20 protein-coding genes are annotated in these 19,744 nt (G+C 68.4%); 13 read left to right on the top strand and 7 right to left on the bottom strand.

Going from position 1 to position 19,744, the window contains the following annotated elements; translation table 11 throughout:
• Positions 1-3: 3 nt before the first annotated feature.
• From HLH28_RS15685 to HLH28_RS15675, 3 genes are read left to right on the top strand one after another with little or no spacing between them, the layout of a single operon-like run.
• The gene (locus tag HLH28_RS15685; protein ID WP_182960908.1) at positions 4-699 is read left to right on the top strand and encodes a P-loop NTPase family protein; all 696 of its coding nucleotides are present in this window, start codon (positions 4-6) and stop codon (positions 697-699) included.
• A complete protein-coding gene (locus HLH28_RS15680; protein WP_182960906.1) occupies positions 699-1,655 on the top strand; it encodes an MlaD family protein in 957 nt (318 codons plus the stop codon). Before HLH28_RS15685 ends, HLH28_RS15680 begins: the two co-directional genes overlap by 1 nt.
• On the top strand, positions 1,652-2,500 hold the full coding sequence (locus HLH28_RS15675) for a hypothetical protein (RefSeq protein ID WP_182960904.1): 849 nt from the start codon (positions 1,652-1,654) through the stop codon (positions 2,498-2,500). Before HLH28_RS15680 ends, HLH28_RS15675 begins: the two co-directional genes overlap by 4 nt.
• Before the next feature lie 33 nt (positions 2,501-2,533).
• Here the strand turns inward: HLH28_RS15675 and HLH28_RS15670 are convergent, their stop codons facing one another.
• From HLH28_RS15670 to sucC, 7 genes are all read right to left on the bottom strand, one after another.
• Positions 2,534-4,003 (bottom strand): SulP family inorganic anion transporter, encoded by a 1,470-nt coding sequence (locus tag HLH28_RS15670; RefSeq protein WP_182960902.1) that lies wholly within the window; start codon positions 4,001-4,003, stop codon positions 2,534-2,536.
• 52 nt (positions 4,004-4,055) lie between these two features.
• Positions 4,056-4,583, bottom strand: coding sequence for a 6-pyruvoyl trahydropterin synthase family protein (locus HLH28_RS15665; RefSeq protein ID WP_182960900.1), 528 nt, complete (start codon positions 4,581-4,583; stop codon positions 4,056-4,058).
• Positions 4,576-5,322 carry a 7-cyano-7-deazaguanine synthase QueC gene (gene queC, locus HLH28_RS15660; protein ID WP_182960952.1) on the bottom strand — a complete coding sequence of 249 codons (747 nt, stop codon included), beginning with the start codon at positions 5,320-5,322 and terminating at the stop codon, positions 4,576-4,578. Before queC ends, HLH28_RS15665 begins: the two co-directional genes overlap by 8 nt.
• A gap of 20 nt (positions 5,323-5,342) precedes the next feature.
• Positions 5,343-5,978, bottom strand: a complete 636-nt coding sequence (gene queE, locus HLH28_RS15655; RefSeq protein ID WP_182960898.1) for a 7-carboxy-7-deazaguanine synthase — start codon at positions 5,976-5,978, stop codon at positions 5,343-5,345.
• 73 nt (positions 5,979-6,051) lie between these two features.
• Positions 6,052-7,062: a biotin synthase BioB gene (gene bioB / locus HLH28_RS15650; RefSeq protein ID WP_182960896.1), complete on the bottom strand. Its 1,011-nt coding sequence runs from the start codon at positions 7,060-7,062 to the stop codon at positions 6,052-6,054.
• Between the two features lie 129 nt (positions 7,063-7,191).
• Entirely contained in the window at positions 7,192-8,073 is an 882-nt protein-coding gene (gene sucD / locus HLH28_RS15645) for a succinate--CoA ligase subunit alpha (protein WP_182960894.1), read from the bottom strand.
• Complete coding sequence (sucC, locus tag HLH28_RS15640; RefSeq protein ID WP_182960892.1) at positions 8,073-9,275, bottom strand: ADP-forming succinate--CoA ligase subunit beta; 1,203 nt, start codon at positions 9,273-9,275, stop codon at positions 8,073-8,075. Before sucC ends, sucD begins: the two co-directional genes overlap by 1 nt.
• Before the next feature lie 225 nt (positions 9,276-9,500).
• Between sucC and HLH28_RS15635 the strand changes: the two genes are divergently transcribed.
• From HLH28_RS15635 to fabF, 10 genes are all read left to right on the top strand, one after another.
• Positions 9,501-10,325, top strand: coding sequence for an acyl-ACP desaturase (locus tag HLH28_RS15635; RefSeq protein ID WP_182960890.1), 825 nt, complete (start codon positions 9,501-9,503; stop codon positions 10,323-10,325).
• A 74-nt stretch (positions 10,326-10,399) separates the two neighbouring features.
• Positions 10,400-11,023 (top strand): Dabb family protein, encoded by a 624-nt coding sequence (locus tag HLH28_RS15630; protein ID WP_182960888.1) that lies wholly within the window; start codon positions 10,400-10,402, stop codon positions 11,021-11,023.
• 46 nt (positions 11,024-11,069) lie between these two features.
• Positions 11,070-13,169: a M13 family metallopeptidase gene (locus tag HLH28_RS15625; RefSeq protein WP_182960950.1), complete on the top strand. Its 2,100-nt coding sequence runs from the start codon at positions 11,070-11,072 to the stop codon at positions 13,167-13,169.
• A gap of 138 nt (positions 13,170-13,307) precedes the next feature.
• Entirely contained in the window at positions 13,308-14,066 is a 759-nt protein-coding gene (locus tag HLH28_RS15620) for a glycine betaine ABC transporter substrate-binding protein (protein WP_182960886.1), read from the top strand.
• Between the two features lie 187 nt (positions 14,067-14,253).
• Positions 14,254-15,504, top strand: coding sequence for a class I SAM-dependent methyltransferase (locus tag HLH28_RS15615; RefSeq protein ID WP_182960884.1), 1,251 nt, complete (start codon positions 14,254-14,256; stop codon positions 15,502-15,504).
• Positions 15,504-16,073, top strand: coding sequence for a YdcF family protein (locus tag HLH28_RS15610; RefSeq protein WP_182960882.1), 570 nt, complete (start codon positions 15,504-15,506; stop codon positions 16,071-16,073). The genes HLH28_RS15615 and HLH28_RS15610 overlap by 1 nt, the downstream gene beginning before the upstream one ends.
• Positions 16,074-16,140: 67 nt before the next feature.
• A complete protein-coding gene (fabD, locus tag HLH28_RS15605) occupies positions 16,141-17,112 on the top strand; it encodes an ACP S-malonyltransferase (RefSeq protein ID WP_182960880.1) in 972 nt (323 codons plus the stop codon).
• Between the two features lie 29 nt (positions 17,113-17,141).
• On the top strand, positions 17,142-17,891 hold the full coding sequence (gene fabG / locus HLH28_RS15600) for a 3-oxoacyl-[acyl-carrier-protein] reductase (RefSeq protein WP_182960878.1): 750 nt from the start codon (positions 17,142-17,144) through the stop codon (positions 17,889-17,891).
• Between the two features lie 266 nt (positions 17,892-18,157).
• Complete coding sequence (locus tag HLH28_RS15595; protein ID WP_012227163.1) at positions 18,158-18,397, top strand: acyl carrier protein; 240 nt, start codon at positions 18,158-18,160, stop codon at positions 18,395-18,397.
• 49 nt (positions 18,398-18,446) lie between these two features.
• Complete coding sequence (gene fabF, locus HLH28_RS15590) at positions 18,447-19,733, top strand: beta-ketoacyl-ACP synthase II (RefSeq protein WP_182960876.1); 1,287 nt, start codon at positions 18,447-18,449, stop codon at positions 19,731-19,733.
• Positions 19,734-19,744: the final 11 nt, after the last annotated feature.

The following is a 19,744-nucleotide window of genomic DNA, read 5'->3' as shown; positions in this document are numbered from 1 at the left end:
GCGATGGCGACGAGCGGCCCGATGCTGGAGCTTCGCGCGGCATTGCCGTCGTTTGACGAGAGCGGCCTGGCGCCGGTGCCCTTCGACCTGCGATTGATGCCGGGCGATTGCGCCGTCGTCGAATGCCGCGACCCGCACCGGGCGACGCTGTTTGCCGACCTGTGCTGCGGCATGGTGCCGCTGGCCGCCGGATCGGTGCGCTTCATGGGGCTGGACTGGCAGGATCTGGGGGACCGGCAGCTGAACGCCCTGCGGGGACGGATCGGACGGCTTGCCCGGCAGGGCACATGGGTGGACCTGTTCGGCACGCATCTCAACATCATGCTGCCGCAACTGCATCACACCACGCGCCCGACCGACGAAGTGATCGATGCCGCCATGACGCTGGGCCAAGCCTTCGGTTTTCCCGGCCTGCCGGTCTCGGTCCCGGGGCGCCTGTCCGCCGCCGACCTGGCGCGCGCCGCCTGCGTCCGGGCCTTCCTCGGCCGGCCGGACCTGCTGCTGCTGGAAGACGTATCCGACGCCCTGCCGGCCGATGCGATGCTGCCGTTCCTGGAGGCCGTGACGGCCGCGCGGGACCGGGGCGCGGCGGTGCTGTGGTTCGCGCGGAAGGCATCGATCTGGTACGAATACCGCAAGGCGGTGAACGTCCACCTGCGCCTTCTCGACGAAGGCCTTTTCGTCATGCGGGGAGTGTGATGGCCCAGGATCAGAAAACCGACCTGGCACGGCAGCTCGTACGGGTGCGCTATGCCGACGAATGGGTCGGGGTGCTTGTGCTGCTGTCGTTGGTGATCTGCTTTGCCGCGATCATCGAGGCGGGCGTCCTGCAGAGCTGGCTGACGCCGGCGGGACGGTTGCGGATCGTCCTGCCCGACGTCGGGGTCAGCGGCCTGTCCATCGGCGACGATATCGAGGTGCTGGGCATTCATGCCGGCAATATCCGCCGCATCCGGATCAACCCATCGGGCGGCATGTACGCGGTGGCCGAAATCGATCCGGAGATCGAGACCTATATCCGCCGTGACAGCACCGCCATCATCCGCAAGCGTTTCGTCGTGGCCGGTGCGAATTACATCGATATCAGCCGTGGCACCGGGCAGGAGATGGACTGGCATTACGCCGTCGTCACCGCGCACAACGCGCCCAATCCGGCGGATATGATCACGCAGACCTTCGCCGATATCCGCAGCCGGATGCTGCCGGTGCTGGACAACGCGCAGCACATGATGTCGCAACTGGACAGCACGATCACCGACCTGCATGCCGGCAAGGGGACGGTGGGGCGCCTGATGACCAACGACGACCTGATCCGCCAGGCGGAAAAGACGGTCGCGGCGCTGAACGACGCCATCGCCCAGCTGACGCCGGTGGAACGCCAGATGTCGGCGGTGATGGCGACGGCCAATGCCAGCATGGCCAATGTCCGGGCGGCGACCGGCGATCTGCGCAAGGCCAGCCCGCGCTTGCCGGCGATCACCCGCAATTTGCAGGAAACGTCGGCGGAACTGCCGGTGCTGCTGACGCAGGCGCAGGTGACGGCGGCCAGCCTGCAGAAACTGACCGACCAGTTGCGCGGCCTGTGGCTGCTGGGCGGGGGGAGCGGTTCGGCGGCCACGTCCCGACGCCTGCCTGCGGGAAGGATCCAGCCATGAGGGCGGCGTGCCTGACGATCGCGGCGTTGTCCGTGGCCCTGACGGGATGTGGCGGCAGCGGTGTCACCGCGCCCCGGGACGAGGCCCTGGACCAGTCGATGGATACGGCCCGGCAAGCCGCCGACCTGGACCGGCTGCCGGTGGCCGAGGCCCAGTACCGGCAGGCCGGGATCCGCGCGCTGGCGCGCGACGATGCGGGCGCGATCGGGGATGCCGGATATAATCTGTCCGTGGTGCAGCTGGCGCAGGACCGGCCGGCCGACGTGCTGTCCACCGTGGCGGCTACGCGCGCGGCACTGGCGGTCCGGGGGCGGGATGGCGGCGATGCGGAACTGGACCTGGTGCAGGCGGCGGCGCTGCATCGCCTGTCGCGCGATGCCGAGGCCGCGCCCCTGGCGGCCGGCGCGATGGATGCCGCGAGCCCGGGAATCGCCGAGCAGGCCAGCCTGCTGACCGGCCTGATCGCCGATGGGCGGGGGGATCGCGCGGGCTTGTCCACCGCTGCCGGGCATCTGACGCATACGCACCCGGTCCCGGCCAAATGGCAGGCCGACGAGGACGAATTGCGCGCCCGCCTGCTGCTGCCGTCCGACCCCGGACAAGCCCGTCGCCTGGCGGAGCACGCAGCCGACCTGCGGCGGCAGATCGTGGACTATCGCGGCATGGCACGGGCGCTGACGGTTGCGGCGCGGGCGGCCGGGCAGGCGGGGGATGCGGGCAGCGCAGCGGCCCTGTCGCTTCGGGCTACGCAGAGCGCGCGGGCGTCGGGTACTGCGGCGACGGCCGGCGCCCTGCCGGGGGCGGGGCTGGATCCGTTCGCCGAGCCGGCGCCGGATGCCAACTGACGCCATTGGCAGGACGGGTCGGCGACGTGTCCGCTATGACGTGCTCGCCGGGACCTCCAGCGCCGAATGGCGGTCGATCAACGTGGCGCTGGCGGTGTTCAGGCCGATCAGTTCGACCGCGATCCCGTGCCGTTCCAGGCGCGCGACGACGTCTTCCAGCGCGCCGACGGCGGTGATGTCCCAGAAATGCGCCTGCCGCAGGTCGATCCGCACATGACGGGCGACGTCGCGGGTATCGAACTGGTCGATGAACAGGTCGGACGAGGCGAAGAAGATCTGCCCCGATACCCGATAGGTGCGCATGTCCCGGGCCGCGTCGTACGTGCTGTCGACCGTGACCATCCGCGACACCTTGAACGCGAAGAACAGGCCGCTGAGCAGCACACCGACCAGCACGCCGGCCGCCAGGTCGTGGGTCGCGACCACGACCGCCACCGTTGCCAGCATGACGAAGCTGGAGGTCGGGGGATGGATGCGCAGGTCGCGCAGCGACGACCATGAGAACGTGCTGGCCGACACCATGATCATGATGGCCACCAGAGCGGCGACCGGCACCCGCGCCACCCATGGCCGCAACGCCACCATCAGCAGCAGCAGGAACGCCCCGGCGACGAAGGTCGACAGCCGTCCCCGCCCGCCATAGCGCAGGTTGCCGACCGTCTGGCCGATCATGCCGCACCCGGCGATTCCGCCGAACAGGCCGACGGCGATGTTGGCGACGCCCAGCCCCAGGCATTCCGTGCGCTTGCTGCTGTGGGTTTCGGTCATGTCATCGACGACGCTGGCGGTCATCATGGATTCCAGCAGGCCGACCATCGCCATGGCCGCCGCGTAGGGCAGGATGATGTCCAGGGTCGCAAGCGATGGCGGAACCTGGGGCCAGACCAGATGCGGCAAGCTGTCGGGCAGGCGCCCGAGGTCGGCGACGGTGTGCAGCGGCATCGGCCAGAGCGACGCCACGACGGTCAGGACCACGATGCAGATCAGCGGCGAGGGAATGGCGCTGAACAAGCGCGGCACGCCGTAGATGATCGCAAGGCCCAGCGCGATCGCGGCGTAGGTATGCCAGGTGACGTGCATCATGTGCGGCAGCTGCGCCGAGAAGATCAGGATCGCCAGCGCATTGACGAACCCCGTCCGGACCGAGCGCGAGACGTAGCGCATCAGCAGATGCAGCCGCAGCGCCCCGGCCAGCATCTGCAAGGCCCCGGCCAGCAGGGTGGCGGCCAGCAGGTACTGCACGCCGTGCGCCCGGACCAGGGCTGCCGCCACCAGTGCCACCGACCCCGCAGCCCCCGAGATCATGCCCGGGCGCCCGCCGGCAAAGGCGATGACGACGCTGATGACGAACGAGGCATACAGCCCGACCTCGGGGTCGACGCCCGCGACGAAGGAAAAGGCGATGACTTCCGGGATCAGGGCGAAGGTGCCGACCATGCCGGCCAGGATGTCGCGGGTCACGTTGCCGAACCATTCGGTCCGGTAGCGGGCAAGGCCGGTCATGCGGGGTCCTTGTGTCAGGCGGGACGTCGTGTGGGCGGGGCCGTGACCCCGGTCAGGAATCCGAGATGCTGTCGTCCGCGCGTCGCCACCAGCAGCGTTCCGGCGGCCGGGGCGCGGGCAGTACGCCCAGCGGGTCGCCGGCATACTGGACGGTATTGGTCGGCGTTTCCTGCAACGTGATCTCGGCACAGCGCAGTACGCCGCCATCGTCGTCCAGCAGCGCGTTCAGCTTGGCCATCATCAGGCAGGCCATCAATTCCGTGGTGGGGTCGCCAGGGGTGACGATGATGCGGCGCGCGCGTTCGGGTTCGTGCGCGCGGAACCAGGCCAGCAGGGGGTCGTCTTCCGCCAGTTGCAGCGCATGGTCCAGGCGGTCGTCGACGAACCGGTGCCACCGGCCTTTCGCGCGCTGGAACGAGACGACCATGTTGCCCACGCCGTCCAGGGTGCGCGGAGCGGTGGGGCGCAGCCGGACGGTGACGAATTCGTTGTGGCCATGGGGCAGGGCGCAGCTTTCGCTTGCCCCGTGGATCAGCCGGTGGCCCATCGAGAACCGACGGGTGAAGACCAGGTCAAGCATGGTCCGTTGCCCCGCCATCCCGGATATAGCGTTCCCAGCCCGCGCGGCGCAGGTCGCAGGCCGGGCATGCGCCGCAGCCGTGGCCCCATGGATGGGCCGTGTCGCGCGTGCCCAGATAGCAGGTGTGGCTTTCGCGGTTGATCAGTTCGACCAGCCCGGCGCCGCCCAGCCCTTCGGCCATGCGCCAGGTGTCGGCCTTGTCGATCCACATCAGCGGCGTATGCAGCACATAGCGGCTGGCCATGCCGAGATTCAGCGCGACCTGGAGCGCCTTGATCGTGTCGTCGCGGCAGTCGGGGTAGCCGGAATAATCGGTTTCGCACATGCCGCCGATGATGTGGCGCGCGCCGCGCCGGGCGGCCAGGGCGGCGGCGAAGGTCAGGAAGATCAGGTTGCGACCCGGAACGAAGGTGCTGGGCAGGCCGTTTTCGTTCATCGTGATCGCGGCGTCGCGCGTCAGCGCGGTGTCCGACACCGCGCCCAGCGCATCCAGCGCCAGCGTGTGGTCCTCGCCCAGCCGTTCGGCCCACAGCGGATTGAGCGCCGCCATGCCGTCGCGCAGCCTTGCCCGGCAGGTCAGTTCGACGGCATGGCGCTGGCCGTAATCGAAGCCCAGCGTTTCCACCCGGCCGAAGCGCGACAGCGCCCAGGCCAGGCATGTGGCGGAATCCTGCCCGCCGGAAAACAGGACGATGGCCGTCTCGCGCAGCGGGTCGGCCGGTGTCAGCGAGGTGGCCATGCCAGGCGACGCGGTCATTGTCAGGGAATCCCGATCAGCTTGTGGGTCTGCAGCGACAGGCGCCAGCGCGGGTGCGTGCGGCAATAGGCCACGGCGGCGGCCGTGTTCGCGACCCGGTCCGGCCCGTCCATCGGTTGCAGCCAGAACTGCGCGAAATCCAGCCCGGCCATGTCTTCGGGCGGCAGGCCCGGCTGGGGATAGACCAGTTTCAGTTCATGCCCCGCACGCTGGACCAGCGGCGCGCCGGCCTTGGGGCTGACGCAGATCCAGTCGACGCCGTCGGGCGCCGGCAGGGTGCCGTTGGTCTCGATCGCGATCTCGAACCCGTTTGCATGCACGGCGTCGATCAGGGCGTTGTCCAGTTGCAGCAGCGGCTCGCCGCCGGTGAAGACGACGAAGGCGCGCGTCCGGTCGGGTGCCGGCCAGGTGGCGGCGATGGCGTCGGCCAGCGAAGCGGCATCGGCGAAGCGGCCGCCGCCCTCGCCGTCGGTGCCGACGAAATCCGTATCGCAGAAACGACAGGCCGCGGTCGTGCGATCAGCCTCCCGCCCCGACCAGAGATTGCATCCGGCAAAGCGGCAGAACACGGCTGTACGGCCGGCATGCGCGCCCTCACCCTGGAGGGTCGCGAACATCTCCTTGATCGCATACGACATGAAGGGTGATTTCGGGCAGAGCGCGGCCGGACGCAAGCCCTAAATGGTCGCGCCGGGCGGTCGGTGTCCCTGCCTAGTGCTGGCTGAGGCTTGTGTGCATGCCCAGCCGGGCCAGCAGGCGCGCATCGCGCGTGGCCTCGGGGTTGGGAGTGGTCAGCAGCTTCTCGCCATAGAAGATCGAGTTCGCGCCGGCCAGGAAGCACAGCGTCTGGGCCTCGTCGGTCATGTCCTCGCGCCCCGCGGCCAGGCGCACGCGGCTGGCGGGCATGGTGATGCGGGCGGCGGCGATGATGCGGACGAAATCGATCGGGTCGACCGGCTCGGCCTTGGCCAGCGGCGTTCCTGCGACGCGGACCAGCAGGTTGATCGGCACGCTTTCGGGATGTTTGGGCAGGCTGGCCAGGCTGGCGATCAGGCCGGCGCGGTCGCTGTCGTCCTCGCCCATGCCGACGATGCCGCCGCAGCAGACATTGATCCCCGCGTCGCGCACATGCGCCAGCGTGTCCAGACGGTCCTGGTAGGTGCGGGTGGAGATGATGGCGCCGTAATGCTCGGGCGAGGTATCGAGATTGTGGTTGTAGTAATCCAGCCCCGCGTCGCGCAGGCGTCCGGCCTGCCGGTCGTCCAGCATCCCCAGCGTCACGCAGGTTTCCATGCCCAGGCCCTTCACGCCCTCGATCATGGCGCAGACCGTTTCCAGGTCATGGTCCTTGGGCGACCGCCAGGCGGCCCCCATGCAGAAGCGCGCGGCGCCCGCGTCGCGCGCGGCGCGGGCTTCCTTCAGCACGGCCTCGACCGCCATCAGGCGGCTGGCCTTCACGCCACCATCCTCGTGCATCGCGCTCTGCGGGCAGTAGGCGCAATCCTCGGGACAGCCGCCGGTCTTGATCGACAGCAGGGTGGAAATCTGGATTTCGGTCGGGTCGAAGCGGGCGCGATGCACGCTCTGCGCCTGGAACATCAGTTCGGGGAAGGGCAGGGCGATCAGGGCCGCGACCTCGTCGCGCGTCCAGTCGGTGCGCACCGGGGGCAGGGACGCGGCGGCGAGATACGGCGATGTGGCCGGGATGACACCATCGGGCATCGGGCAGATTTCCTCGAACTCGGCGATAGGGAGACATGGCTGTGCCACAGAACGGGGCAGGATGTCACCCGTTGTCGGCCGGTGCCTCTTCCGTCCCCGTCCCGGGACGGAAGAGGCACCGGACGTCCGTCAGGCGCGGCTGGCCAGCACGTCGGCCAGCGTGCGGCCCAGTGTCGCCGGACTGGCCGAGACATGGATCCCCGCCGCGCGCAGGGCCTCGATCTTGGCCGCGGCCGTCTCGTGCCCGCCGGTGATGACGGCCCCGGCATGGCCCATGCGCCGTCCCGGCGGGGCGGTCGCGCCGGCGATGAAGCCCACCACCGGCTTCGTCGTCCCGCTGTCGCGGACCAGCGCGGCGGCCTCGATTTCCGACGTGCCGCCGATTTCGCCGATCATGATGATCGAATCGGTGTCCGGATCCGCAATGAAGCGTTCCAGGACATCGTTGAAATCCAGTCCCTTGACGGGATCTCCTCCGATGCCGACGCAGGTGCTTTGCCCCAGGCCGACGGCGGTGGTCTGGGCCACGGCCTCGTAGGTCAGGGTGCCGGAGCGCGAGACGATGCCGACGTGGCCGCGCCGGTGGATCGCGCCGGGCATGATCCCGATCTTGCACTCGCCCGGGGTGATGATGCCCGGGCAGTTCGGGCCGATCAGGATGCTGTCCGACCGGGACAGCACCTGGTGCACGCGCACCATGTCCAGTACCGGAATGCCCTCGGTGATGCAGACGATCAGCGGGATGCCCGCCGCGATGGCCTCCAGGATGGCGTCGGCGGCGCCGGCGGGCGGCACGTAGATCACCGTCGCGTCGGCGCCCGTGGCCTCACGCGCCTGCAGGACGGTGTCGAAGACTGGCAGCCCGAGATGAATGTCGCCGCCCCGGCCGGGGGTGACGCCGCCGACCAGGCGGGTGCCGTAGGCCAGCGCCTGTTCGGAATGGAAGGTACCTTGCGCCCCGGTGAAGCCCTGGGTGATGACCTTGGTGGCTTGGTTGACCAGGATGGACATCAGGCGGCTCCTTCTTCGCGGACGGCGGCGACGATCTTGCGCGCCGCGTCGGCCAGGTCGTCGGCCGGGATGATGCGCAGGCCGGAGCGGGCCAGGATGTCCTGGCCCTGTTCGACGTTGGTGCCGGCCAGCCGGACGACCAGCGGTACATGCAGCCCCGTCTCGCGCGAGGCGGCGATGATGGCGTCGGCGATGATGTCGCAACGCATGATGCCGCCGAAGATATTGACCAGGATGCCCCGCACCTTGTGGTCGGACAGCACGATGCGGAACGCGGCGGCCACCCTCTCCTTCGTCGCGCCGCCGCCGACATCGAGGAAATTGGCCGGTTCCTCGCCTTCCATCTTGATGATGTCCATGGTCGCCATGGCCAGGCCGGCGCCGTTGACCATGCAGCCGATCGTGCCGTCCAGGCCCACATAGGCCAGGCCGTGGCGCGCGGCCTCGCGCTCGCGGGGGTCTTCCTCATTCTCGTCGCGCAGTTCCTCCAGTTCCGGATGGCGGAACAGCGCGTTGTCGTCGAAGCTCATCTTGGCGTCCAGCGCCAGCAGGTTGCCCGACGTTGTCACGACCAGCGGGTTGATTTCCACGATCGAGGCGTCCAGCGTCGTGAACGCGTCATAGGCCGCGCGCAGCACCGTGGAGAAGGCGCGGATGGACCGTCCATGCAGATCCAGCCGCGCCGCCAGGTTGCGGGCCTGGTAGTCGGACAGCCCGACGGACGGATCGATCGATTCCTTCAGGATTCGTTCGGGCGTCGCCGCGGCCACGTCCTCGATCGCCATGCCGCCGTCCTGCGATGCCACGACCACGATCCGCCCCGTAGCGCGGTCCACCAGCAGCGAGAGGTACAATTCCCTCCCGATGTCGCAGCCGGCCTCGATATACAGGCGGCGCACGACGCGGCCGGCCGGGCCGGTCTGGCGGGTGACCAGCGTCTGGTCCAGCATGGCCGTGGCGGCGTCCTCGGCCTCCTCGGGCGTGCGGGCCAGGCGGACGCCGCCCTTGCCGGCGGGGTCGTGGGTGAAATGGCCGGCACCCCGGCCGCCCGCATGAATCTGGGCCTTCACGACAACCAGCGGCACGGCCATCGCGCGTGTCGTGGACAGTGCCTCGTCCGGGGAACGGACGACACGGCCGTCGGGGACGGGCATGCCGAACCTGCGCAACAGGGTTTTTGCCTGATATTCATGGATGTTCATACGGTTTGGTCCGCGTTTGTCATTGTTATGCCGCGGGGGCCGCCATGGGCGTGCGTGTCCGTCCGGGCTTTGTCTGCATGGCATAATGCGGCCGTTTATGCCATCTCGGATGCTGAAAAGGATTTGTGCAGGGTTCGCATATACGGCGGCGATGCCTGATCCGGGCCGGGAACGCAGGATATCCGGCCGCCTGTGACCGCAACGGACGCAAGAGAACCGGGGACGATGAAGCACTGGCGCATTGAACAGATGGATTGGGACAGTTTCGACCCCTCGCGCGTGGATCCCGAGATCATACCGGTGGTCAAGGCGGCTTCGGTCGTCGAACGAAATGGCGTCGACTATGCCGTCTACCTGAACAATGTGTTCTCGGACGATCCGGCCTTCCGCGCGGCCGCCGACAATTGGGCGGTGGAAGAAGTGCAGCACGGCGACGCGCTGGGGCGCTGGGCGATGCTGGCGGATCCTTCCTGGAACTATCCCGAGGCCTTCGAACGCTATCGCGCGGCCTACAGCCTGGACCTGGAGGTCGACAGTTCGGTCCGCGGGTCGCGCACCGGCGAACTGATCGCGCGCTGCATGGTCGAGACCGGAACCTCGTCATTCTATACCGCGCTGGCGGACGCGACGGACGAACCGTTGCTGAAGGCGATCTGCAAGCAGATCGCCGCCGATGAATATCGGCATTTCAAGCTGTTCTACGATCACATGCACCGGTACCTGAAGCGGGAGCGCCTGGGGGTGTGGCAACGCACCCGCATCGCGCTGGGGCGCGTCACCGAGAGCGAGGATGACGAACTGGCGTCCGCGTACCACACGACCAACGATCCGGTCGGGGTGCCATATGACCATGGGCGTTGCATCGCCGCCTACATGTCGCGGGCGATGGGGGTCTACCGGCCGAAACATACCGTGCGGGTGACGGGCATGATCCTCAAGACGATCGGCGTCGCGCCGCATGGCTGGGTCCACGCGCTGATCGCCAGGGTCGTTTACATGCTGATCCGGCAGCGGCGGAAGAAGTTCGTGCGCCAGGCGGCCGTCGCCTGACGCCATCGCCATGCCCGGCGGGGTGAGCGTTCCACGCCGGGGACAGGTAAAGGAAGGACATCACGATGATCACGATGACCGATCGGATTTGGACGGCTGCGGCCGGATTCGGGTTCCTTGCCGCGGCTGGCGCCGCTACGGTCGCGCCGGCTCTGGCCGATCCCTATTCCCTGCCGATCGCAAGCTCCCCCCCTGGGGTCGCCCCGCCCGACGCCGCGGCGGTCGCGGTCCAGCAGGTGATGGCGCAGGTCGGCGCGGCGACCTTCACCGCCCCGGATTTTCGTCCGGGTCTGGTCCGGCATGTGGTGCTGTTCCGCTTCCTGAAATCCGCCACCCCGTTCCAGAGGGCCGAGGTCGTGCGGCGGTTCCTGGAACTGGCGGTCGACTCGCGTCGTCCGGATGGCCAGCCGCTGGTGGTGTCGATCGAAACCGGGGCGCAGGACAGCGGCGAGGGACAGGACGAGGGATATGAAATCGGGTTCCTGGTGACCTTCCGTTCGGAAGGGGATCGTAACTATTATGTCGGACGTCCGGTGGTGAACCAGCCGGGGCTGTTCGACCCCGCGCATGACGCCTTCAAGGCATTCGCGGCGCCTTATCTCGCGGGGACGATGGTGTTCGACTACCGGGTTGCCGCAGAGGTTGCGCCGCCGTCCGCGGCCGGTGCCCCGAAGGGCAAGGCCGGTCACCGGAAATGAGCCGGCGGCGCGCATGCGTCGGCCGGCCGAACGTAAAGGGAGCATGATGGCGGAATTCAAGGGAAGCCGGCCGCGCCGGCGCGGGAACCGGACCCGCGCGGCGTGGTTGTGCGGTGCGGCGATGCTGGCGTCGGGCGCGGCCTGCGGACTGACGGCGGCGCGGGCGGCCGATGATGCGCCCACCTTCGGGACGTGGGGATTCGATACCGCCGGACGCGACATGGCGATTCGGCCGGGCAACGATTTCTTCGGCTATGCCGATGGCCGTGCTGTTCACGATATCGTGATTCCTCCGGACATGACGTCCTACGGGCCGTTCAATGCCCTGAGCGAGTTGTCGCGCAAGCGGGTGCAGACCATCCTGCAGGACCTGGCCGCGCATCCCGTCGCCCAGCCCACGACGACCGAGCAGAAGCTGGGCACGTTCTACGCCACCTTCATGGATGAAAGCGCCATCGAGGCCCTGGGACAGGGGCCGCTGGCCGCCGGCCTGGACGCCGTGCGGGCGGTGAAGGACCGCACCGGCTTCGCGGCCCTTCTGGGCCGGGCGCAGACGGGATTCCAGTATTCGCTGTTCGGCTTCGGGATCCAGCCGGACGCCAAGGATCCGACACGCTACGCCCTGACCCTGGATCAGGGCGGGATCGGCATGCCGGATCGCGATTACTACCTGAAGCCCGCGATGGCGGCGAAGAAGACCGCCTACCAGGCCTATGTGTCCAAGGTCCTGGACATGATCCACTGGCCCGACGCGGCGCGCATGGCGCCCGCGATCGTGGCGTTCGAAACCAGGCTGGCCGGCGTCCACTGGCCACGGGCGGACATGCGCGATCCGGACAAGGTCTATAACCCGATCGCCGTGCCGGACCTGCAGAAGCGCGCGCCGGGGTTCGACTGGACGGCCTATCTGGCCGCCGCCGAACTGCCCGATGAGATCACCCGCACGGGCACGCTGATCGTCGGCGAACCCGACGCCATCGCCGGCGAGGCCCGGATCGCATCCGAGACCGACCTGGAAACCCTGCGCGCCTGGCTGGCCTTCCATCTGGTGGACAACGCCGCGCGCTATCTGCCCCGTGCCTTCGTCGATGCGTCGTTCGATTTCAACGACCGGATCCTGGGCGGCCAGCCGCAGCTTCCCGTCCGGTGGAAGCGCGGGGCGTCCGCGACCGGCAGCGCGATGGGCATGGCGCTGGGCCGGGTCTATGTCGCGCGCTATTTCCCGCCCGCCTATCGCGACACGATGCATACCCTGACAGAGGAGCTGAAGGCCGCCTTCCGCGTCCGTCTGCAGCACAACGAATGGATGGGGCCGCAGACCCGCGCCGCGGCGGTGCAGAAGCTGGATCATTTCACCATCCAGATCGGCTATCCCAACCGCTGGCGCGATTATTCGGGGCTGGAGATCCGTCAGGGGGACGCCTACGGCAATGCGGAACGGGCGGTGGCGTTCGAATGGCGCTACTGGCTGGGCCATCTGGGCCAGCCGGTGGACCGCGACGAGTGGGACATGACGCCCCAGATGGTCAACGCCTACAATAACCCCCTGTTCAACGAGGTCGTGTTTCCCGCCGCGATCCTGCAGCCGCCGTTCTTCAACCCGAAGGCCGATCCGGCGATCAATTACGGTGCCATCGGCGGCGTGATCGGTCACGAGATGACCCATTCCTTCGACGACGAGGGGCGGAAATTCGATTATCTCGGCCGCCTGAAGGACTGGTGGACCAAGGATGACGAAGCCCGCTTCGTGAAATTGTCCGCCCGTTTCGGCGCGCAGTACGACGCGTTCCAGGTGCTGCCGGGCGTACATGTGAACGGCAAGCTGACGATGGGCGAGAATATCGCCGATCTTGGCGGCCTGACGCTGGCTCTGGACGCCTATCATGCCTCGCTGCACGGCAAACCGTCGCCCGTGCTCGACGGCCTGACCGGGGACCAGCGCGTGTTCCTGGGGTGGGCGCAGGTCTGGCGGCAGAAACTGCGCGACGACAGCGTGCGCCAGCGCATCCTGACCGATCCGCATTCGCCGCCGCAGGCACGGGTGAACATGCCGATGCACAATATCGACGCCTGGTACCGGGCGTGGAACGTTCATCCGGGCGACACGCTCTACCTGAAGCCGGAAGACCGGGTGAAGATCTGGTAGGATCCGGCCAGGATCCTGCCACGAGCGGAATCGCGTCCAGCGGACAGGGGGTATGCCGGTCGGCCTTTTTGCCGTGCCGGCCCTTGCGCAAACGGGTCCTAGCTGCTGGAACGCTCCCGAGAGTGGGGGAGAGGTGACATGACGACGGTGACGCTGGGCCATCCGGATTCCATCCTGCACGAAGCCGCGGCGGCCGCCGTGGTTCGCGTGCTGGAAGCCTACGAACTGGAGGTCGAATATGTCACCGGAAGCCGGGAGGAGCTGTCCGCCCGGATGACGGCCGGCGCGATCGATCTGTTCGTATCGGCATGGCTGCCGGACGTCGACGCCGACTGGAACGCCGCCACGCTGGGGATGGAGGTTTTCGGCCTGCTGTACAAGCCGTCCTTCGGCTGGGCGCTGCCGGCCGGGGCCGCCGGGCACATCACGTCGATCGCCGACTTGGCGGGGGACGAGGGCGCGGTCGGTCGCAATATCGTGACTCCGGCCTCGGTGCTGGAGCGGGTGCGGCACTGCGTGGCGACCTACGGGCTGACGGAATGCGGTTTCACGATCGAGGCGCGTCCCGACGAGGAGGCCTTCCTGCACGCCGCCCACGCGATCGAGGCGGATGAGGCCGCGATCCTGCCGTTGTGGCAGCCCCATTTCCTGCATCATGGCGGGCGGCTGCGCCTGCTGGACGACCCCAAGGCGGGGTTGGGCAGCGACCAGCAGGCCCGACTGCTGTTGCGGCCGGGGGCGCGGGACGAACTGGATTCCGATCTGCTGGACGAACTGGATGAACTGACGCTTGGTAACAAGGTCGTCAGCGCGCTGGATTACGCCATGCGGTGCGAGGGCATGAGTGCGGACGAGGCTGCCGAGGCCTGGCAGCGCGGCAAGCTGCTGCCCCGCTAGAGGCTGGTTTGAAATTCGCCCTGTCGGCGATCCGGCGCGCGTTTCCCGTGCTCTGCGCGGATGCGCGGAACCACATGCCGGGCGTACCGTTGTGCGGCGCTCTCGCGCGACAGGGCGGGTTTCAAACCGGCCATTCGGGGAATGGCGAGGCGTGTTATGGGCGAATCCATGGGGCGGGATTGGCGTGATGGCCGGGTATGATAGCCGCGATGCCGGACTGGCCGCGCAATATGAATATTTTCCCTATCCCGGGCGGGATCCGGCGGACGAGACGCGGCGGCTGCTGATCGGCAGTCCCAGCCATCTGCGGGAAATCGATTATTGGGTGTTCGGCGCCACCCGTCCACGGTCGCGGCCCCTGCGTGCGCTGGTGGCGGGGTGCGGTACCGGCGATGGGGCCATCATGCTGGCCACCCACCTGTCGCGCGCGGGCCGGCCCGGCGAGGTCGTCTGCCTGGATCGTTCGGAACGCGCGCTGGCCATTGCCCGGGCGCGGGCGGCGGTGCGGGGGCTGGACAACATGCGGTTCGTGCCGGGATCGCTCGACGACCTGCGCGACCTCGCCCCCGGGCCGTTCGATTACATCGATTGCTGCGGCGTGCTGCATCATCTGCCCGATCCGGACGCGGCGCTGGCGGGTCTGGTGGAGGCGCTGGCCCCCGACGGGGGAATGGGCCTGATGGTCTATGCGCCGTACGGCCGTACCGGCGTCTACATGCTGCAGGAGGCGCTGGCCCGGCTGGCCCCGTACGACGAGTCGCCGCCGGAACGGCTGGATGTGGCGCGGCGGGTGATGCGTCATCTGCCGCAGACGGCATGGCTGCGGCAGAATGGAAATTTCGGCGATCACCTGACGGGCGGCGATGCGGGGCTGTACGACCTGCTGCTGAATCCGCGCGACCGGGCCTATGACGTCGCGGGGCTGTTCGGGCTGCTGGACAGGGCCGGCCTGCGGGCCACCTGCCTGATGGAGCCGATGCGCTACGATCCCGCGCTGCTGTTGCCCGACCCCAGGCTGCGGGCGCGTATCGCCGCCCTGCCGGAGCGCGAGCGTGCGGCGGTGGCCGAGGCGCTGGCGGGTAACATGGCGACGCATGTGGCCTATGTGCGCCGGATGAGCGACGACGTGCAGGTCGCCGATCCGATGGATCCGCGATCGGTCCCGGTGATGCGTGAAATTCCGGGCGTCGAGTTGGCGCGGCAGATGCAGCCCGACGACCGCTTGCCCTTCGCATTCGGGACGCTGTCCGTCGCGGTACCCGTCCCCCCGCAGACCCGGGGCCTGCTGCCCCTGATCGATGGCGAGCGCACGGTGGGCGACCTGGCGACGATCATGGATGGGCGGGGTGTCTCGGCCGAACGGTTCGCGACGATCTGGCGGACGATGTTCACCACGCTGTCGGGGCTGAACCGGGTATTGCTGCGCGCGCCGGCCTGATGCCCGGCCTGCGACCGCCCGATTTGCAGCCGTCCGGCCTGCAACCGATCGTGATCTTCGGGGCGCGTGTCCGCCCTGACGGCACGCCGACCGCGACCCTGCGCCGGCGGGTCGAGGCCGCGATTGCCTATGCGCGCTCCATCCCATCGGCGCTGTTCATTCCCACCGGCGGCAGCCCGGATGGCCGGCCCGCCGAGGCCGCGATCATGGTCCGCCTGCTGCGCGAGGCCGGTATCCCCGATGCGTCGATCCTGGCCGAGGATACGGCGCTGGACACGCTGGATTCGGTCCTGGCCTGTTCTGCCCTGCTGCGGGGGCGTGGGTATCGCGGTCCCGTCGCGGTGGCCAGCAGCGCCTATCACCTGCCGCGTTGCCTGGTCCTGATGCGTCTGGCGGGGTGGCGGGTGGCGCGGGTGCCTCCGCCGCGCGTGCCCGCTGCGCGCCGCTGGTCCCGCCGCTGGTTCTGGCGCCTGCGCGAGATCCCGGCGGTGCCGTGGGATGCGATGCTGCTGCTGCGGCAGCGGGTGTCGGCGCGGGTCGCGGCGCGGCCGGGTGACCAGGGCGATTGACAGGTCCGGCCTCCTGCCGCCATGTCCCCCAAACCAGAAGACGAAACATCCGGAGCACGAGGACGCCATGTCTGTTCACGCCTTCATATTCCCCGGTCAGGGAAGCCAGTCCGTCGGGATGGGACGTGAGCTCGCGGAAGCCTTCGCCCCGGCGCGCGAAGTGTTCGAGGAGGTGGACGACGCGCTGGGCCAGCGCCTGTCGACGCTGATGTTCGATGGGCCGATGGACGAACTGACGCGGACCGAGAACACGCAGCCGGCCCTGATGGCGGTCTCGCTGGCGGTGCTGCGGGTGTTGGAAAAGGAAGGCGGCATCGACCTGAAGCGGACCGCGGCGCTGGTTGCCGGCCATTCGCTGGGCGAATATTCCGCGCTGGCGGCGGCGGGGGCGATGGGTGTCGCCCAGACCGCGCGCCTGCTGCGCGTGCGCGGCGAGGCGATGCAGAAGGCAGTCCCTGCCGGCGAAGGCGGTATGGCGGCACTGATCGGCGTCGATCTGGACCAGGCCCGCGACATTTGCGCCGAGGCCGCGATCCTGCGGGTCGAGGGCCAGCCGGAGCGGACGGAGACGATCGAGGTCGCCAACGACAATGGCGGTGGCCAGATCGTGATTTCCGGCCGGATCGCGGCGGTGGAACGCGCGATCGGCATCGCCAGGGGGCGGGGCGTGAAGCGTGCGGTCCTGCTGCCGGTGTCGGCGCCGTTCCATTGTTCGCTGATGGCGCCGGCCGCCGACGCGATGGCCGAGGCGCTGGACCGTGCCGGGATCGCGGCGCCGGTGGTGCCGGTGGTGGCGAATGTCTCCGCCGCGAAAGTGACCGACCCGCAGGCAATTCGCGACCTTCTGGTACGGCAGGTAACTGGTACCGTGCGCTGGCGCGAGAGCGTCGAGGCGATGGTGGCGATGGGGGTGGACAGCTTCGTCGAACTGGGGGCCGGCAAGGTCCTGTCCGGGCTGGTCCGGCGGATCGACGGCACCGTCGCGACGCGGTCGGTCGGCACGCCAGCCGACATCGAGGCGTTCCTGGCCGCGCTGTGACAGACGTTATGACGAACAAGGACGGGCTGATGTTCAGGTTGGATGGCAAGATCGCGCTGGTTACCGGCGCGTCGGGGGGAATCGGTGCCGCGATCGCGCGGACCCTGCACGGGCAGGGGGCGACCGTGATCCTGTCCGGGACGCGCCAGGCGGTGCTGGACAGCGTGGCGGCACAGATCGCGCCGGACGGGGCGCGGGCGCACGTCTGCCCGGCCGACCTGTCGGACCCGGCCGCCGCCGACGCGCTGGTCGCCGCGGCCGAGGCCGCGGCCGGCGCCCCGCTGGATATCCTGGTCAACAATGCCGGGCTGACGCGTGACGGGCTGGCGATCCGCATGAAGGATGAGGACTGGAACCGCGTGATGGAGGTCGATCTTGCGGCCCCCTTCCGCCTGTGCCGCGCCGCGCTGAAGGGCATGCTGCGCCGTCGCGCCGGCCGCATCGTCAGCATCGCGTCGATCGTGGGGATCACCGGCAATGCCGGCCAGGCCAATTATTCAGCGGCCAAGGCCGGCATGATCGGCATGAGCAAGTCCCTGGCGCAGGAAGCCGGCGCGCGCGGGGTGACGGTCAATGTCGTGGCGCCGGGCTTTGTCCAGACGGCCATGACCGACGTCCTGGCCGAGGCGCAGCGCGAAAAGCTGCTGGCCGGCATCCCGCTGGGTCGTATGGGTCAGCCGGACGACATTGCCGCCGCCGTGGCCTATCTTGTCTCCAACGAGGCGGGGTGGATCACCGGCACGACCCTGAACGTCAACGGCGGAATGGCGATGCCCTGACGGCCGGGTATCGAATCCTCTGGACGCCCGCGGGGATATGGCCGAAAACGATGCGATTTTTCCGGCTTCATCCAGGGTCGGGGCAACGGATTATGTCGGAAATGCGATCCCTGCCTTGGCGATGACCTGAAAACCATGCTAATCGCCCGCTGCTTCGTCCGAAGCGGGCTGGACGTGTTCCGGCGGTTCCGGTTTGCGGGACGTCAGACAGGACGAATGAATTTCGAACCGCCCGTTTCTTTGGGGCACACAGGAAGCGAAGACAGATGAGCGAAATCGCCGACAAGGTTAAGAAGATCGTGGTCGAACACCTCGGTGTCGAGGAAAGCAAGGTCACGCCGGAAGCCTCCTTCATCGACGATCTCGGGGCGGACAGCCTGGACACGGTCGAGCTGGTGATGGCGTTCGAAGAGGCGTTCAGCGTCGAGATCCCGGAAGACGCGGCCGAAAAGATCGCCACCGTGAAGGACGCGATCGACTATATCGAGAAGCAGAAGGCCGCCTGAAGTCGGTCTTGCCGAAAAAACGATTTTCGTGATCAGGGAGCGGAGCGGGTTGATACAGTCTGCCGGAGTGGCGTCGGAACGTCGACGCGTTGTTGTCACCGGTATGGGCATTGTCAGCCCGCTCGGGCTCGGGCTCGAACATAACTGGTCGCGTCTCGTGGCCGGGGAAAACGGCTTCGGCCGGATTTCCTCGTTCGATCCGTCCGACCTGCCCGCGCATGTCGCGGGCGAGGTTCCCGCCGGGCCGACAGGCACCGGCGGCCTGACCCTGTCCGACTGGGTGCCGGTCAAGGACCAGAAGAAGATGGATCGCTTCATCCATCTGGGCCTGGTGGCGGCGACCGAGGCGGTCGAGGATTCCGGCTGGAAGCCGGAAACCGAGGAAGAACGTTGCCGGACCGGCGTCATGATCGGATCGGGCATCGGTGGCCTGCAGACGATCTATGACGCGTCGATCACGGTGCACGAGGGGCGTGCGCGCCGCCTGTCGCCGTTCTTCATTCCGTCGGCGCTGATCAACCTGGTCTCCGGCCACGTCTCGATCAAATACGGATTCAAGGGGCCGAATCATTCGGTCGTGACCGCCTGCGCCACCGGCGTGCATGCGATCGGCGATGCCTCGCGCCTGATCATGCTGGGTGATGCCGACGTGATGGTCGCCGGCGGCGCCGAGGCCGCAGTCTGCCCGCTGGGTATCGCGGGGTTCAGTTCGGCGCGTGCGCTGTCCACCGCCTTCAATGACACCCCGGAAAAGGCGTCCCGTCCCTGGGACCGTGACCGTGACGGCTTCGTCATGGGCGAGGGGGCCGGGATCGTCGTGCTCGAGGAATACGAGCACGCCAAGGCGCGCGGCGCCAAGATCTACGGCGAGGTCGTCGGGTACGGCATGTCCGGCGACGCCTATCACATTACCGCCCCCGCCGAGGGGCACGAGGGTGCCTATCGGGCAATGCAGGCGGCGGTTCGCAGCGCCGGCATCGATGTCACCGACATCGGCTATGTCAACGCCCACGGCACCTCGACCATGGCCGATGACCTGGAACTGGAAGCCGTGGAGCGCCTGTTCGGCGACGCCGCCGGCGCGGTGGCCATGTCCTCGACCAAGTCCGCCATCGGACATCTTCTGGGCGCGGCGGGCGCGGTGGAGGCGATCTTCTCGATTCTCGCCATCCGCGACAATGTTGCGCCGCCGACGCTGAATTTGGACAATCCGTCCCGCGAAAGCGCGATCGACCGCGTGGCGCATGAGGCGCAACGTCGCAAGATCGACGTCGCCCTGTCGAACAGCTTCGGTTTTGGCGGGACCAACGCCAGCATCATCCTGCGTCGCGTCTGACCAGCCATCCG

It is taken from the genome of Gluconacetobacter tumulisoli, assembly GCF_014174155.1.
In the GTDB taxonomy this organism is placed as follows: Bacteria; Pseudomonadota; Alphaproteobacteria; order Acetobacterales; family Acetobacteraceae; genus Gluconacetobacter; species Gluconacetobacter tumulisoli.
The sequence above is the reverse complement of the archived record's forward strand: the minus strand, read 5'-3'. Positions and strand labels throughout refer to the sequence as shown.

What these genes read in the sequence shown, in the direction of transcription:
- HLH28_RS15685 (WP_182960908.1), top strand. Translation starts at nt 4, where the DNA reads ATGGCGACGAGCGGCCCGATGCTGGAGCTTCGCGCGGCATTGCCGTCG.
- HLH28_RS15680 (WP_182960906.1), top strand. Translation starts at nt 699, where the DNA reads ATGGCCCAGGATCAGAAAACCGACCTGGCACGGCAGCTCGTACGGGTG.
- HLH28_RS15675 (WP_182960904.1), top strand. Translation starts at nt 1,652, where the DNA reads ATGAGGGCGGCGTGCCTGACGATCGCGGCGTTGTCCGTGGCCCTGACG.
- HLH28_RS15670 (WP_182960902.1), bottom strand. Translation starts at nt 4,003, where the DNA reads ATGACCGGCCTTGCCCGCTACCGGACCGAATGGTTCGGCAACGTGACC.
- HLH28_RS15665 (WP_182960900.1), bottom strand. Translation starts at nt 4,583, where the DNA reads ATGCTTGACCTGGTCTTCACCCGTCGGTTCTCGATGGGCCACCGGCTG.
- queC (WP_182960952.1), bottom strand. Translation starts at nt 5,322, where the DNA reads ATGGCCACCTCGCTGACACCGGCCGACCCGCTGCGCGAGACGGCCATC.
- queE (WP_182960898.1), bottom strand. Translation starts at nt 5,978, where the DNA reads ATGTCGTATGCGATCAAGGAGATGTTCGCGACCCTCCAGGGTGAGGGC.
- bioB (WP_182960896.1), bottom strand. Translation starts at nt 7,062, where the DNA reads ATGCCCGATGGTGTCATCCCGGCCACATCGCCGTATCTCGCCGCCGCG.
- sucD (WP_182960894.1), bottom strand. Translation starts at nt 8,073, where the DNA reads ATGTCCATCCTGGTCAACCAAGCCACCAAGGTCATCACCCAGGGCTTC.
- sucC (WP_182960892.1), bottom strand. Translation starts at nt 9,275, where the DNA reads ATGAACATCCATGAATATCAGGCAAAAACCCTGTTGCGCAGGTTCGGC.
- HLH28_RS15635 (WP_182960890.1), top strand. Translation starts at nt 9,501, where the DNA reads ATGAAGCACTGGCGCATTGAACAGATGGATTGGGACAGTTTCGACCCC.
- HLH28_RS15630 (WP_182960888.1), top strand. Translation starts at nt 10,400, where the DNA reads ATGACCGATCGGATTTGGACGGCTGCGGCCGGATTCGGGTTCCTTGCC.
- HLH28_RS15625 (WP_182960950.1), top strand. Translation starts at nt 11,070, where the DNA reads ATGGCGGAATTCAAGGGAAGCCGGCCGCGCCGGCGCGGGAACCGGACC.
- HLH28_RS15620 (WP_182960886.1), top strand. Translation starts at nt 13,308, where the DNA reads ATGACGACGGTGACGCTGGGCCATCCGGATTCCATCCTGCACGAAGCC.
- HLH28_RS15615 (WP_182960884.1), top strand. Translation starts at nt 14,254, where the DNA reads ATGGCCGGGTATGATAGCCGCGATGCCGGACTGGCCGCGCAATATGAA.
- HLH28_RS15610 (WP_182960882.1), top strand. Translation starts at nt 15,504, where the DNA reads ATGCCCGGCCTGCGACCGCCCGATTTGCAGCCGTCCGGCCTGCAACCG.
- fabD (WP_182960880.1), top strand. Translation starts at nt 16,141, where the DNA reads ATGTCTGTTCACGCCTTCATATTCCCCGGTCAGGGAAGCCAGTCCGTC.
- fabG (WP_182960878.1), top strand. Translation starts at nt 17,142, where the DNA reads ATGTTCAGGTTGGATGGCAAGATCGCGCTGGTTACCGGCGCGTCGGGG.
- HLH28_RS15595 (WP_012227163.1), top strand. Translation starts at nt 18,158, where the DNA reads ATGAGCGAAATCGCCGACAAGGTTAAGAAGATCGTGGTCGAACACCTC.